This window comes from Bradyrhizobium iriomotense (genome assembly GCF_018129405.1).
Lineage (GTDB): Bacteria > Pseudomonadota > Alphaproteobacteria > Rhizobiales > Xanthobacteraceae > Bradyrhizobium > Bradyrhizobium iriomotense_B.
Window position 1 is genome coordinate 22,333 of record NZ_JAFCLP010000012.1, and the last position, 13,703, is coordinate 36,035.

The window sequence follows — 13,703 nt, forward strand, 5'->3', positions numbered from 1 at the left end:
ACCCGCCAGGTGCGGTTCGAGTACCCCGCGTAAGAGTAAAAGCGTATGAACACCGCACGCATTGTCGTTCTCGTCATCGCGCTGGGCGCCGGCGGCGTCGCTGCATATCTGGCGAGCGGCTATCAGAATGCACCTACGCCCGTCGCTCCCGTCGCCGAGAAGCTGCCGACGGTCGAGGTTCTGATCGCGAAGAACGACATCCAGCTCGGCCAGGCCGTAAAGCCCGACGACCTGCAATGGCAGTCCTGGCCGGCCGCGACCGCGAGCAGCGCCTTCATCCGCCGCGACGCCAGGCCTGACGCCCAGATCCAGATCGCCGGCTCGATCGCACGCGTCCCGTTGATGCAGGGCGAGCCGATCCGCGAGCAGAAGCTGGTGCGGGCCGAGGGCTCCGGCTTCATGGCCGCGATCCTGCCCTCGGGCATGCGGGCCGTCTCCACCGAGATTTCCGCCGAGACCGGCGCCGGCGGCTTCATCCTGCCGAACGACCGCGTCGACGTCGTCCTGACGCGCCGCCTGAAGAATCCCGACGCCAACGGCGCGACCGCCGGCAACGACCTCATCGTGTCCGAGGTCATCCTGTCCAATATCCGCGTGCTCGCGATCGACCAGGCGCCGAAGGAAAAGGACGGCCAGACCGCCGTGCTCGGCAAGACCGTCACGCTCGAGCTCAAGCCCGATCAGGTCGCCACGCTGTCGGCCGCACGCCAGGGCGGCACGATCCAGCTCGCGCTGCGCAGCATCGTCGATGTCAACGCAACCGAACTCACGGTCGAGGACCAGGCGGCCAAGCGTTCCGGCGGGGTGAACGTGATCCGTTACGGGGTGCAGGTGCGGCAACTGACGTCACAGAAGTGATGGGGATAGCATGAACTACGGGGATGATCGGACGGGCCTGCGCATTCGGGGGAATCGCGCAAGCACGTTCTGGACGGGGGCGATGCTGATGCTGGGGCTGCTCGCAGCGCCTGACATGGTCAGCGCTGCTGCAGATGCGCCGGTCGGCGACCAGGCACCGATGCAGGTGCCGGATCTCGGCTTGACGTCGGTCGGCTCGATCGCGCCGGCGAAGACGCGTTTTCTCTCGCTCGGCGTCGGCAAGTCCGTGGTCATCGACCTGCCGCGCGAGGTCAAGGACGTGCTGGTGGCCGATCCCAAGATCGCCAATGCGGTGATCCGCTCGGCCCAGCGCGCCTACATCATCGGCGGCCAGGTCGGCCAGACCAATGTCGTGTTCTTCACCGCCGATGGCCAGCAGGTCGCCGCCTACGACATCGCGGTGAAACGCGACCTCAACGGCATGCGTTCGGCGCTGCGCCAGTCGCTGCCGGGCGTGCAGATCGAGGGCGTCGGCGACAGCGTGATGCTGACCGGCTCGGTGTCGAGCCCGGTCGAGGCCCAGCAGGCCGGTGACGTCGCCGCCAAGCTCGTCGGCGGCGCCGAGAAGGTCGTCAACAACATCGTCGTGCGCGGCCGCGACCAGGTGATGCTCAAGGTCGTCGTCGGCGAAGTGCGCCGCGACATCGTCAAGCAGCTCGGCGTCGATCTCAGCGCCAGCCTGAACGCCGGCACCGCGGTCGTGAACTTCAACAACTCCAACCCGTTCTCGGTCTCCGGTGGCCCGCTCGTCAGCAGCAACGGGCTCGGTGTTACCGGACTCGCAAAAGGCGTGGCCACCGTCAACGCCACGATGCGCGCGATGGAAAGCGCCGGCGTGATGCGGACGCTGGCCGAGCCGAGCCTGACGGCGATCTCCGGCGAGTCCGCCACTTTCATCGCCGGCGGCGAATTCCCGATCCCTGCGGGCTATTCCTGCGATCCGGTCACCCACGTCTGTACCACCCAGATCACCTACAAGAAGTTCGGCATCTCCCTGAACTTCACGCCGGTCGTGCTCAGCGAGGGACGTATCAGCCTACGCGTGATGACCGAAGTCTCGGAGCTGTCGAATCAGAACGCGATCTCCGTGACGCAGGCGGTGTCCTCGGGCACGACCAGCTCGATCACTATCCCCTCGATCCAGACCCGCCGCGCCGAGACCACGCTGGAAATTCCCTCGGGCGGCTCGATGGCGATGGCCGGCCTGATCCAGCAGCAGACCAAGCAGGCGATCAACGGCCTGCCCGGCGTCGATCAGGTGCCGATCATCGGCGCGCTGTTCCGCAGCCAGGACTTCGTCAACAACGAGACCGAGCTGATGGTGATCGTGACGCCCTATGTGGTGCGCGCGGTCGCCCAGAAGGAATTGTCGCGGCCCGACGACGGCTTCGCGCCGGCCTCGGACGCGCAGACGGCTCTGCTCGGCCGCATGAACCGCCTCTATGGCATCGCGCGGCGCGTCGATCCAATCGACGGCAATCGCGGCGATTTCGGCTTCATCATCGACTGAAACGAACGGTTTGGGGACCGGGACAAGAGGGGATCAAGCGATGACGAAGACGACAGCGGATCGACGTCGCGGCTTAAGCGTCGCGCTGGCGCTGACGGGGCTCTCCGTCATGCTCGGCGCCTGCAACACCACCGGCGAGATCGTCACCCAGACGGTGCCGACCGACTACCGCCAGCGCCACCCGATCGCGGTGCAGGAAGGCAAGAAATCGATCGTGATCTTCGTCGGCAAGGCGCGCGGCGGCCTCTCGGACGCGCAGCACTCCGACGTCGCGGGGATCGCGAGGGACTGGGTGCGTGAAGGCAGCGGCTCCGTCGTCGTCGACGTGCCTGTAGACACCGCGAATTCGCGCGCTGCGGCGGCGACCTATCAGGAAATCCGTGCCGTGCTGGCATCCGGCGGCGTGCCGTCGCGCGCCATCGTCAAGCGTCCCTATCGGCCCGAGGATCCCGGCCTGCTGCCCACCATCCGCCTCAGCTATTCCAGGATCGCCGCGGTCGCGGGTCCCTGCGGGCTGTGGCCGGAGGACGTCGGGCCGTCTATCCTCGACCCCGGCTACAACGAGAACCGGCCATATTTCAATCTGGGCTGCGCCAGCCAGCGCAACCTCGCGGCGATGATCGACAATCCTGCTGACCTCGAGCAGCCGCGTTCTGAAACGGCGGTTTACACTGCGCGGCGCGACGTCGCCTTCGACCGCTATCGCAAGGGCACCCCGATCGCCACTCCCAATCCCGACGCCGAGAAGGCCAAACTCAGCGACACAGGCAAATGACAGGCTTCAACGACGAAGAAGAGACGGACGATCCGCGGCACCCCGAGGAACACATTGCACCGGTTCCTCGCATCTCCGTGCAGGCGTTTTGCGAGACCGACCAGACGCTCAAGGCGGTGACCGCCGCGGGCGAGGATCGCCGGCTCGCCAAGGCGCATCTCACCGCCAAGGAAGGCGGCTTAGCTGCGGCAATCGAAGTCTATGAATCGATGCCGACGCCGAACGTGATCGTGATCGAATCCGACGGCACGCGCGACATCCTCGAAGGTCTCGACGATCTCGCCGGCGTCTGCGATCCCGGCACCCGCGTGGTCGTGATCGGCAATCCCAGCGATACCGCGCCCTATCGCGAGCTGGTGCGGCGCGGCGTCAACGACTACGTGGTCGGCCCGGTCGAGACGCTCGACGTGGTCCGCTCGATCTGCAGCCTGTTCTCGGCATCCGAAGCCATCATCACCGGCCGCGTCATCGCGGTGGTCGGCGCCAAGGGCGGCGTCGGCGCGTCCACCGTCGCGCACAACGTGGCCTGGACCATCGCCCGCGACCTCTCGCTCGATTCCGTCGTGATCGATCTCGACCTCGCCTTCGGCACTGCGGGTCTCGATTACAACCAGGACCCGGCGCAGGGCATCGCCAATGCGGTGCTGTCGCAGGACCGGCCCGACACCGCACTGATGGAGCGGCTGCTCGCCAAGTGCACCGATCGCCTCAGCCTGCTCGCTGCGCCCGCCACCCTCGACCGCGTCTATGATTTCGGCGCCGAAGCGTTCGACGCGGTGTTCGACACGCTGCGCATGACGACGCCCTGCATCGTGCTCGACGTTCCCCATCAATGGTCCGCCTGGACCAAGCGCGCGCTGGTCAATGCCGACGACATCGTGATCGTGGCCGAACCTGATCTGGCGAACCTGCGCAACACCAAGAACATGCTGAGCGTGCTGAAAGCGGCGCGGCCGAACGACCGGCCGCCGCTGTACTGCATCAACCAGGTCGGCATGCACAAGCGTGCGGAGATCGACGTCAAGGCGTTCGCCAAGACCATGGAGAGCCAGCCGATCGCGGTGATCCCGTTCGATTCGAAACTGTTCTCGGCCGCGGCCAATAACGGCCAGATGATCGCGGAGGTCTCCAAGAACCACCGCACCACCGGGCTGTTCCAGACCATGGCCAACCGTCTCGCCGGGCGCGGCGAGGTGAAGAAGCCGAAGCGCTCGCTACTCGCGCCGCTCTTGAAGAAGCTGAAGGGCCGCTCGGGTCGCGGATCCGCCCCGCATCGCAAGGCGTCATAACAAACCGGCGGGCTACTTCTCGGCCCGCTGCTGCTGCTTCTTCGCCAGCAACTGGCGCAGCGCCGTGACCTTGGCCGCGGCCTGGTCCGGCGGCAAATCTGCCTTCACGAGGATTTCAGCCTCGGCCTCGCGGCCCTGCAATCCCAGCACGAGCGCGAGATTGGCACGGATCCGCACATCGTTCTGATTGCGCTGATAGGCGCGGCCGAGCACCTGTTCGGCCCGCGGCAGGTTGTTCTGCAGCATGTAGGACAGGCCGAGATTCGACAGAACCTGCGGCTCCTCAGGCACGATCTTCAGCGCGGTCGCGTAATATTGCTGCGCCTCCTCGTTGCGGCCGAGCTGATCGAGCGCCGCGCCCTGCGCCGACAGGATCCGCCAATCGGGATCCTCAGGCGAATGCGCGCGGCCCAGAACGTCGAACGCCTGCTGGAAATTGCCGTTGTCGGCGAGCGCGCGGCCGTAGCCGGCGAGCAGCGCCTTGTTGCTGGGATGGGCAAGCACGGCCTGCTCGAGCACCGCGACCGCCTGGGCGCGCTGGCCGCTGTCGCGCAACGCCTTGCCGTATTCGATCGCAATTGCGGGATCGCTGGGCTTGGCGCGATAGCGCTCGCGCAACGCGTCCATGTTCGGCTTGGCGTCGGCCTTGCCGGCTGTTTCCGTCTTGCCGCCGAGCGCGCCGGTGACGTCCTCGAGGCTCGTCGTCTGACAGCCGCCGAGGGCAAGCACGATGAGCGCGGAAAGCAGAAATCTCGCCGGGGGGAAGGCGAGGGAGGAACGCGTGGGCATACTCTGATCACTCGGCAACTGATCAGAGATGCTTACCGATTAACGCTAAAGTCCCGTTAAGGACGCGTATCGATCGGAATTAGTCGGTGAATTCCGCACCGAATTCGCAGCCGATGCGCCAGCGCAGGCGGCATTGGCGGGAATAGTCCGGCGCGAAGATGATGGTGAACTGCGGCGGCACTTCCAGAAATTCCGCCACGACTTTCACGCCCCCGTCCGAGATATCCGTAATCGTGCAGTCCCTGGGCAGCGAGCCCGCCCCAAAATGAATCTTGGCGAGCCGGCTGCACACCCGACGTTCGCTTCTCCGGCGATTTGCAAGCATTTTAACTGTTCACCCGTTAGACCACGGCCCATCCCGCACCCTTAGGAGTAGCGAACATTCGTTGGAATGTGCTGAGGACAGAAGCTCGCATTCGCGGCGTAGTGTCGGGATCGTGTTTACGATTGTTTAGGAACTGGCCCGGCCCCTGGAGAATGTTCCTGTATTGTTCTTGCAGAGCGCCGCGCCTCCTGCTACCCTCAATTGTGCAAGAGGGCAGGCTGGTTCGGGCATGGTTCAACGGGTTTCTACCGTCGCCTTTGAGGGGATCGAGGCCCGCGCGGTCGACGTGCAGGTGCAGGTCGCGCCGGGCCTGCCGGCCTTTGCCATCGTCGGCCTGCCGGACAAGGCGGTGTCGGAGGCGCGCGAGCGGGTGCGCTCGGCGCTGATCGCCTCCGGCCTGGCGCTGCCGGCGCGGCGGATCATCGTCAACCTGGCGCCGGCAGACGTCCCGAAGGAAGGCAGCCATTACGACCTGCCGATCGCGCTCGGGCTGATGGCGGCGATCGGCGCGATCCCGCCGGATGCGCTGACCGGCTTCACCGTCCTCGGCGAACTCGGCCTCGACGGCTCGATTGCGCCGGTGGCTGGCGCGCTGCCCGCCGCGATCGGCGCCAATCAGCGCGAGGAAGGCCTGATCTGCCCGGCGGCGTGCGGCTCGGAGGCGGCGTGGGCGAGCCCTGATATCCAGATCATCGCCGCACAATCGCTGATCCAGATCGCCAACCATTTCAAGGGCACGCAGGTGCTGTCGCGGCCCACGCCGAAGGTGCATGAAGCGGCCGCCTCAAAGCTCGACCTGCGCGACATCAAGGGCCAGGAAAGCGCCAAGCGCGCGCTCGAGATCGCGGCCGCCGGCGGACATCACCTCTTGATGATCGGCGCACCCGGCGCCGGAAAGTCGATGCTGGCGGCGCGCCTGCCCTCGATCCTGCCACCGCTGTCGCCGGGCGAACTCTTGGAAGTCTCGATGATCGCCTCCGTCGCCGGCGAGATCGAGGGCGGCGCGCTGACGTCGCGGCGGCCGTTCCGTTCGCCGCATCATTCCGCCAGCATGGCCGCGCTCACCGGCGGCGGCATGCGCGCCAGGCCCGGCGAGATCTCGCTCGCGCATCAGGGCGTGCTGTTCCTCGACGAGCTGCCGGAGTTCGATCCGCGCGTGCTGGATTCGCTGCGCCAGCCGCTGGAGAATGGCGAGGTCTCCGTCTCCCGCGCCAATCACCGCGTCACCTACCCTGCGCGCTTCATGCTGGTCGCGGCGATGAATCCCTGCCGCTGCGGCAACGCCTTCGAACCCGGCTATGCCTGCAAGCGCGGCCGCATCGATCGCTGCACCTCCGACTACCAGGCCCGCATCTCCGGCCCGCTGATGGACCGCATCGACCTGCGCATCGAGGTGCCGGCCGTGACCGCCGCCGACCTGATCCTGCCGCCGCCGGCGGAGGGCTCGGCCGAGGTCGCCGCACGCGTGGCCGCGGCGCGCGACATTCAGCTCGCGCGTTACACTGAAGCGGGCCTGCCCAACATCCGCACCAATGCCGAAGCGCCCGCCTCCGTGCTGGAGGAGATCGCCAAGCCCGACGCGCAGGGCGCCAAGCTGCTGCGCGATGCCGCCGAGACCATGCGGCTGTCGGCGCGCGGCTATCACCGCGTGCTGCGGGTGGCGCGCACGCTCGCCGACCTCGATCACGCCGACAAGATCGGCCGGCTGCATCTCGCCGAGGCGCTGTCCTACCGCGCACTCGCGGAGGATGTGCGCCAGCTCGCCTGATCATTCCGCGCATCAACCCGGCGGTAACGAGTTTCCTTTACGCTCTGCAAACCATAAGGCCCAACGAGTTCTCCAAGAGTCGTTCACTCGGGCCTGGCGAGTAGAGTGTCATGTTGCGTTTCAAGATCCTGGCCTCGGTTGTTCCCCTGTTGGCGGCTGCCGTATTTGCCCGCGGCGAGATCGGATCGGTCTCGCATCCCTGCATCGCCCTGGGCGAAACCTCGGTCGAGCTGACATCCCTGTTCTGGACCGCCGGCGTCCACGTCGCCTTCACCGACGATCCCGCGCGCGCTACGGTCAGGGTCCAGATCACCGAGGATGCGGACGCCGCCGACTTCGCGGTGGTCGATGACGGCCTCGGTTCCGAGACCGACTCCTGCCAGGCCAATCCGGCAAACCGCCTCGTCACCATCGCTGCGCAGCCGGTCGATGGCGGCCCGGTGATTTATCTCTCGACGGACGGCCCCGCCGATTACCGCATCTATGTGCGCTCCAGGTCATTCTCGCAGCGCGAAGCGGCGGCGCTGATTGTCGGCGCCCATAACGGCCAACGCCCGTTCCCTTTCCAGGCCGCCTCGCTCTGAGCCGTTAACACCTCGTCAACCCTGTTTGGAGGCGGCGCCAAAGCCTCAAGCTGTTCGCAAGGTCAGCGAGACATCGTCGCACGCGGCGGCGGTGGGGTTTCGGACAAGAGACAGGATCGGTGGCGATGGGTCGGACGTTCCGGATCAAGGTGCGCATGCGCCGCTTCAGGCGGCAGCATCCCAGGATCGCCTTCGCGATCCGCTCCTTCCTGATCTTCTCGGCGACGTTCGGCGGCGCCTATGGCTTCGTCTCGGGCAGCCGCTCCGAAAATTCCGGCTACGATCCGAACGCCTTTGCGATCGGCGCGAGCTTCCTGTTCGCCCTCGCCTGCCTTGGCCTTGCCACGCTGAGCATGCGGCTGCGCTTCGTCAACAAGCGGATGCGCACCCTCGCCGCCCACAACGAGGCGCTGATCGACCGCAATTGGGAGCTGAAGGAAGCCGAGGAGCGCGCCCGCAGCCTGTTCGAGCAGCAGGGCGACCTGATCGTGCTGCGCGACCATCAGGGCCGCATCACCTTCGCCAACGACGCCTATTGCGCGCTCGCGGGACAGGCGCGCGGCGCGCTGGTCGGCACGCGCTTCGATTTCGACGTGCTGGAGCAGGGCGACAGCGCCCGCGAAAGCAACGGCACGCGCATCCACGACCAGAAGATCACCACACCGCACGGCGCGCGCTGGATCGCCTGGCGCGAAGGTTACGTGCGGCTCGACGCCGGCCAGGCGGCCGAATTACAGAGCGTGGGGCGCGACGTCACCGATCGCACCGAGACCGAGCGTGCACTGTCGGAGGCGCGCGATCAGGCCGATGCTGCCAACCGCGCCAAGTCACGCTTCCTGGCGATGGCCTCGCACGAGATTCGCACCCCCCTGAACGGCATCATCGGCATGGGCGGCCTCTTGCTCGACACCAATCTGACGCCGGAGCAGACGACCTATGCGCGGGCGGTGAAGACCTCGGGCGAAGCGCTGATGGCGCTGATCGAGGAGCTGCTCGACTATTCCAAGATCGAGGCCGGCAAGCTCGACCTCGAGCAGCGTCCGTTCGCGCTCTCGACCCTGATCGAGGAGATCACCGAGCTGCTGGCGCCGCGTGCGCAGGCCAAGCAGCTCGAAATTGCCGCCTATGTCGACGAGCGCCTGCCGCTGGAGGTCGTCGGCGACGCTGCACGGCTGCGCCAGGTGCTGCTCAACCTCGCGGGCAACGCCATCAAATTCACCGCGAACGGCGGCGTCGCGCTGATCGTCGAACCCGGCATCTGGCCGAACGAGATCAGCTTCCTGGTTCGCGACACCGGCATCGGCGTCGCGCCCGAAGCGCAGCAGCGCATCTTCCGCGAGTTCGAGCAGGCCGACGAGCGCGTCGCCCGCACCTATGGCGGCACCGGGCTTGGCCTCGCCATCAGCGAACGCATCGTCAAGCGCATGGGCGGCCGGATCACGCTGACCAGCGAGCCGGGCAAGGGCGCGACCTTCGAGGTCGCAGTGCCGCTCGCGCCGTCGCAAGGAAGCGCGGGGCAGACGACGTTCCCGAGCCCTGACTTGACCGGCAAGTCGATCCTCCTGATCGCCGAGGGCATCGAGGCCTCGCTGATCGCGCGGCGCCTGGAGCGCTGGGGCAGTCAGACCTGCCTGGTGACGGACGCCACTGTCGCGGAAGTGCTGCTGCCGGAACGTTCATGGCACGCGGTGCTGGTCGATCGCGCGATCGGTCCTGCCATCGCCGACCGGCTGGGCGAACTCGCCCGCGCGCATGCGCCGCAACGGCTGGTGCTGCTGACGTCGAGCTCGCGCCATGAAAAACTCTCGCCGGCCTTCACCGGCTTTCTGGTGAGGCCGCTGCGCGCGGCCTCGCTCGCCGCGCGCCTGACGCTGACGCCGGAGATCCCCTCGCCCGACCTCGCGCCGGAACCGCCGGCGGACTCCACGAGCACGGCGCCGGTGAAAGGCCTGTCGATCCTCGTCGCCGAAGACAATGAGATCAACGCGCTGTTGATGCGCTCGCTGCTGACGAAACTCGGCCATCGCGTCGTCATCGCCGTCCATGGCGAGGCCGCGCTGGAATCCTGGCTCGCCGCCTCGTCGGCCGGCACGCCCTATGATCTCGTGCTGATGGACATCCAGATGCCGCAGCTCGACGGCATCGAGGCGACCAAACGCATCCGCGCCCATGAAGCCGCCACCGGCGGCCATCACACGCCGATCCTCGCCCTCACGGCCAATACACTGGTAGAGGATCGCTACGCCTGCTTTGAGGCCGGCATGAACGGCTTCCTGATCAAGCCGCTCGACCGCGACAAGCTCGACGAGGCACTGGCCGGCCTCCCGGCGTCACGGCATCTGGCGGTGTAGCAGCAATTAACGCTGCCGTAGGGTGGGCAAAGCGAAGCGTGCCCACGCATCGTTCGACAACAGGCACAGAGCGTGGGCACGGCGCTTCGCGCCTTTGCCCATCCTACGGCATCCCAGCCTGCAGCTCTCTCCCCGTCATTGCGAGCCAACGGGTCCGCGCGTAGCGCGGCCCGATGACAGGCTCCGCGAAGCAATCCAGAGTCTCTCCGCGGGGACAGTCTGGATTGCTTCGCTACGCTCGCAATGACGATGTGGTGACAGGAGCGCCTTGCCCGACCGACAATCTGCGATTGAAATCCAATGCACTGCGCGTCATCATCCTTCGGGGGCTCGGTTTCCGACGAGGATATCGCGCATGAACGTGCTCTACCGGCTCTCCGTCATTGTCTTTCTCGCTGTTTGCTCCCAGGCCGCCGCGGCCGACACGCCGGACCTGATCGCATCGCTGCAGCAAGGCGGCTACGTCCTCGTCTTTCGGCACACTGCCACCGACGACAGCCAAAAGGACGTTTACCCCTTCAAGTTCGACGATATGGGCGCCCAGCGTCAGCTCAGTGAAAAGGGCAGGGATGCGGCGCGCCAGATCGGGACGGCGATCAAGGAGCTCGCGATCCCGATCGGCGATGTCTACACCAGCCGGCTCAACCGGGCGATCGAGGCTGCAAAGCTGATCTCCGGCCGCGAGGTCAAGCCGGTCGACGCGTTGACGGACAGCAGCAACGCCAGTGCATCGGGGATGGCAAACCCGACCGGTGCCAATGCCAAGGCGGGCCAGGCCGTGCGCCAGCTCGTCGATACGCCGCCGAAGGCCGGTACCAACACCTTCCTGGTCACGCACAAGACGAACATCGCCGATGCCTTCGGCAAGGAGGCCGGCGACGTGCAGGAAGGCGAAGCTTTCGTCTACAGGTGCGGTAGCTCGGGCCCGGCCACCTTTGCAGGGCGCATCAAGCTCGCGGATTGGCGCGCGGAAGCGGGCAAGTGACGGGACTCGCGACTTGCCGCTCCGCCACGATCTTGTGATACCGATGTCTTGTGACGCGCGACTGAAAGGCTGGCGAACACGTGAGAACATCGGAAGACCGCTCATTCCTCATCTTGCTTGCCGCGATCTCCGTTACGTTCGGTTGGGTGCTTTGGCCGTTCTCCGGAGCATTGCTGTGGGCCACGCTGCTGGCGATCATCTTCGCGCCGCTCTATCGACGCGCCCTGAAAACCCTCCCGGGAAGGCACAACCTTGCCGCATTGTTCACTGTCGTCGTCGTGGTCGTCATGGTGTTGATCCCCGTGGCGATCGTCATCGCTTCGCTCGTCGAGCAGGGAGGGGAGCTGTATCAGCGCGTTCAGAACGGGGAGCTCAGCTTCGCTCATCACCTGCAGCGGCTGAAATCCGCGCTGCCTGACTGGGCTGCTTCCATCTCGGACCGGCTGACCAGCATCGATCTTTCGGCCCTGAAGGAACGCCTGTCGAGCCTGGTCGTCCCCGCCGGCCAACAGCTCGCCGGGCACGCTTTCAACATCGGTCAGCTGACGCTGGAGTTCGTCGCAAGCCTGCTCGTGATGGTGTACCTGCTGTTTTTTCTGCTGCGCGACGGTGACGCGCTCACTACACGCATCCGCGACGCGCTCCCGCTGCGCCCGAGCCACACCGCCGAAATTCTCGATGCGTTCACCCTCACGGTGCGCGGGACGATCAACGGGATCGTCCTCGTTGCCCTGATTCAGGGAACGCTTGGCGGGCTGATCTTCTGGCTGCTCGGCCTGACTGCGCCGCTGCTGGCGGGCGCTCTCATGGCGCTGCTCTCGCTCCTGCCCGTGCTCGGCTCCGCCCTGGTCTGGGTTCCGGTGGGGCTCTATTTGCTTGTGGCAGGCGCAGTCACGAAGGGAATCATCCTGCTCGCATTCGGTACTTTCGTGATCGGTCTTGCGGACAATTTTCTCCGCCCTGTCCTGGTCGGCCAGTCGATCCGGATGCCAAGCTACATTGTGCTGCTTGCCACCCTGGGCGGCCTTGCAACATTCGGAGCGAACGGCTTCGTCATCGGCCCACTCGTCGCCGCAATGTTTCTGACGACGTGGCACATCTTCGTCGGCTCGAAGGCGCAACAGTAGGTCCGGAAACGACCGGTTGTGCGGCAGAAGCCGTAGGCCGCGGCGCCGAGAGCTTGCTAGCCGGCGGTACGTCTGCCTTGAAGATGGTCTCGGTCTGCGCTGCGCGCTTGCAATGCGGGCACACGAAGAGATGCGCGATGATCGGGGTCGGCTCGTCCGCGAGCAGTTCGGAGCGGAACCACTTCATCTCGATATGGCAGTCCGGACAGGTCGGCGCTTCAAGCTGCTTCGCAGCGCTTTTGAGACGATCAACCATGCTGCCTCCCGCCGTTTATGAAGGCATAGCGGAATACCGCTTGTCGGTCAGCAACAAAAGACACTTTTGCCGGGGCGGCCAGGGCCCATCTTTACCGGCGCGACTACAGCCGCCTGAGCGCCACGCTCTCCACCACGTGATCCGGGCCCTTCTTCAGGATGAGCGTCGCGCGGGGGCGGGTGGGCAGGATGTTGTCCTCGAGATTGGCGAGGTTGGTGCGCTCCCAGATCGCGGTTGCGGTCGCGGTTGCTTCCTCGTCCGAGAGCAGCGCATAGCGGTTGAAGTAGGATTTTGGATTGGTGAACGCGGTGTCGCGCAGCGCCAGGAAGCGCTTGATGTACCACCGCCGCAGCGCTGCCTCGTCGGCATCGATATAGACCGAGAAATCGAAGAAGTCGGAGACGACGGGCACCGCCTTGCCATCGCGCGGCAGCTTGCCGGTTTGCAGCACGTTGACGCCCTCGACGATCAGGATGTCCGGCTGGTCGATCTCGGCCCACTGGTTCGGCACGATGTCGTAGGTCAGATGCGAATAGACCGGCGCACGGACATGGCGGCGTCCGGACTTGATGTCTGAGAGGAAGCTCAGCAGCAACGGCAGGTCGTAGCTCTCCGGAAAGCCCTTCTTCTGCATGATGCCCTGCCGGTCGAGCACCGCGTTGGGATAGAGAAATCCGTCGGTGGTGATCAGCTCGACCTTCGGACGCGGCGACCAGCGCGCCAACAGCGCCTGAAGCACGCGGGCCGTGGTGGACTTTCCGACCGCGACCGAGCCGGCGACGCCGATGATATAGGGCACCTTGCGATCGCGGATGTTGAGGAACTGGCGCTCGGCGTAATACAGGCGCTGCATCGCATCGACGTAGATCGAGAGCAGGCGCGATAGCGGCAGATAGATGTCCTCGACCTCCTGCAGGTCGAGGCGATCATGCAGCGAGCGCAGCCGGTCGAACTCGCCCGGTTCAAGCGTCATCGGCGTATCGTCGCGCAGGCGCGCCCACTGCTCGCGCGTATAAACGCGGTACGGGTTATACTGCTGCTCGGGTGCGCGGATATCCATGACGC

The 13,703-nt window shown here is 66.0% G+C and carries 12 protein-coding genes; 9 read left to right on the forward strand and 3 right to left on the reverse strand.

Features of this window, described 5'->3' with window-relative positions; translation table 11 throughout:
* The first annotated feature begins 45 nt into the window (after positions 1-45).
* Genes cpaB through JQ592_RS23190 form a run of 4 tightly spaced genes read left to right on the forward strand, consistent with a single transcriptional unit; the run spans position 46 to position 4,453 of the window.
* Positions 46-858 carry a Flp pilus assembly protein CpaB gene (gene cpaB, locus JQ592_RS23175; protein ID WP_211405107.1) on the forward strand — a complete coding sequence of 271 codons (813 nt, stop codon included), beginning with the start codon at positions 46-48 and terminating at the stop codon, positions 856-858.
* Between the two features lie 10 nt (positions 859-868).
* Complete coding sequence (locus tag JQ592_RS23180; RefSeq protein ID WP_211405108.1) at positions 869-2,389, forward strand: type II and III secretion system protein family protein; 1,521 nt, start codon at positions 869-871, stop codon at positions 2,387-2,389.
* Between the two features lie 40 nt (positions 2,390-2,429).
* Positions 2,430-3,164: a CpaD family pilus assembly protein gene (locus tag JQ592_RS23185; RefSeq protein ID WP_211405109.1), complete on the forward strand. Its 735-nt coding sequence runs from the start codon at positions 2,430-2,432 to the stop codon at positions 3,162-3,164.
* Positions 3,161-4,453 (forward strand): AAA family ATPase, encoded by a 1,293-nt coding sequence (locus tag JQ592_RS23190; protein ID WP_211405110.1) that lies wholly within the window; start codon positions 3,161-3,163, stop codon positions 4,451-4,453. The genes JQ592_RS23185 and JQ592_RS23190 overlap by 4 nt, the downstream gene beginning before the upstream one ends.
* A gap of 12 nt (positions 4,454-4,465) precedes the next feature.
* Here JQ592_RS23190 and JQ592_RS23195 read toward each other — a convergent pair whose 3' ends face one another.
* The gene (locus JQ592_RS23195) at positions 4,466-5,242 is read right to left on the reverse strand and encodes a tetratricopeptide repeat protein (protein WP_211405111.1); all 777 of its coding nucleotides are present in this window, start codon (positions 5,240-5,242) and stop codon (positions 4,466-4,468) included.
* Positions 5,243-5,321: 79 nt separating this feature from the next.
* The gene (locus JQ592_RS23200) at positions 5,322-5,567 is read right to left on the reverse strand and encodes a PilZ domain-containing protein (protein ID WP_011083489.1); all 246 of its coding nucleotides are present in this window, start codon (positions 5,565-5,567) and stop codon (positions 5,322-5,324) included.
* A 229-nt stretch (positions 5,568-5,796) separates the two neighbouring features.
* On the opposite strand from JQ592_RS23200, the gene JQ592_RS23205 reads away from it, so the two are divergent.
* From JQ592_RS23205 to JQ592_RS23225, 5 genes are all read left to right on the forward strand, one after another.
* Positions 5,797-7,335 carry a YifB family Mg chelatase-like AAA ATPase gene (locus tag JQ592_RS23205; RefSeq protein ID WP_211405112.1) on the forward strand — a complete coding sequence of 513 codons (1,539 nt, stop codon included), beginning with the start codon at positions 5,797-5,799 and terminating at the stop codon, positions 7,333-7,335.
* Between the two features lie 110 nt (positions 7,336-7,445).
* Positions 7,446-7,919: a hypothetical protein gene (locus JQ592_RS23210; protein WP_211405113.1), complete on the forward strand. Its 474-nt coding sequence runs from the start codon at positions 7,446-7,448 to the stop codon at positions 7,917-7,919.
* A gap of 125 nt (positions 7,920-8,044) precedes the next feature.
* Positions 8,045-10,270 (forward strand): PAS domain-containing hybrid sensor histidine kinase/response regulator, encoded by a 2,226-nt coding sequence (locus tag JQ592_RS23215; RefSeq protein ID WP_211405114.1) that lies wholly within the window; start codon positions 8,045-8,047, stop codon positions 10,268-10,270.
* A gap of 355 nt (positions 10,271-10,625) precedes the next feature.
* Positions 10,626-11,255 (forward strand): histidine phosphatase family protein, encoded by a 630-nt coding sequence (locus JQ592_RS23220; RefSeq protein ID WP_211405115.1) that lies wholly within the window; start codon positions 10,626-10,628, stop codon positions 11,253-11,255.
* An 80-nt stretch (positions 11,256-11,335) separates the two neighbouring features.
* Positions 11,336-12,382 (forward strand): AI-2E family transporter, encoded by a 1,047-nt coding sequence (locus JQ592_RS23225; RefSeq protein ID WP_211405116.1) that lies wholly within the window; start codon positions 11,336-11,338, stop codon positions 12,380-12,382.
* A 359-nt stretch (positions 12,383-12,741) separates the two neighbouring features.
* Here JQ592_RS23225 and coaA read toward each other — a convergent pair whose 3' ends face one another.
* Positions 12,742-13,698: a type I pantothenate kinase gene (coaA, locus tag JQ592_RS23230; RefSeq protein ID WP_211405117.1), complete on the reverse strand. Its 957-nt coding sequence runs from the start codon at positions 13,696-13,698 to the stop codon at positions 12,742-12,744.
* Between the last annotated feature and the right edge of the window lie 5 nt (positions 13,699-13,703).

What these genes read in the sequence shown, in the direction of transcription:
- cpaB (WP_211405107.1), top strand. Translation starts at nt 46, where the DNA reads ATGAACACCGCACGCATTGTCGTTCTCGTCATCGCGCTGGGCGCCGGC.
- JQ592_RS23180 (WP_211405108.1), top strand. Translation starts at nt 869, where the DNA reads ATGAACTACGGGGATGATCGGACGGGCCTGCGCATTCGGGGGAATCGC.
- JQ592_RS23185 (WP_211405109.1), top strand. Translation starts at nt 2,430, where the DNA reads ATGACGAAGACGACAGCGGATCGACGTCGCGGCTTAAGCGTCGCGCTG.
- JQ592_RS23190 (WP_211405110.1), top strand. Translation starts at nt 3,161, where the DNA reads ATGACAGGCTTCAACGACGAAGAAGAGACGGACGATCCGCGGCACCCC.
- JQ592_RS23195 (WP_211405111.1), bottom strand. Translation starts at nt 5,242, where the DNA reads ATGCCCACGCGTTCCTCCCTCGCCTTCCCCCCGGCGAGATTTCTGCTT.
- JQ592_RS23200 (WP_011083489.1), bottom strand. Translation starts at nt 5,567, where the DNA reads ATGCTTGCAAATCGCCGGAGAAGCGAACGTCGGGTGTGCAGCCGGCTC.
- JQ592_RS23205 (WP_211405112.1), top strand. Translation starts at nt 5,797, where the DNA reads ATGGTTCAACGGGTTTCTACCGTCGCCTTTGAGGGGATCGAGGCCCGC.
- JQ592_RS23210 (WP_211405113.1), top strand. Translation starts at nt 7,446, where the DNA reads ATGTTGCGTTTCAAGATCCTGGCCTCGGTTGTTCCCCTGTTGGCGGCT.
- JQ592_RS23215 (WP_211405114.1), top strand. Translation starts at nt 8,045, where the DNA reads ATGGGTCGGACGTTCCGGATCAAGGTGCGCATGCGCCGCTTCAGGCGG.
- JQ592_RS23220 (WP_211405115.1), top strand. Translation starts at nt 10,626, where the DNA reads ATGAACGTGCTCTACCGGCTCTCCGTCATTGTCTTTCTCGCTGTTTGC.
- coaA (WP_211405117.1), bottom strand. Translation starts at nt 13,698, where the DNA reads ATGGATATCCGCGCACCCGAGCAGCAGTATAACCCGTACCGCGTTTAT.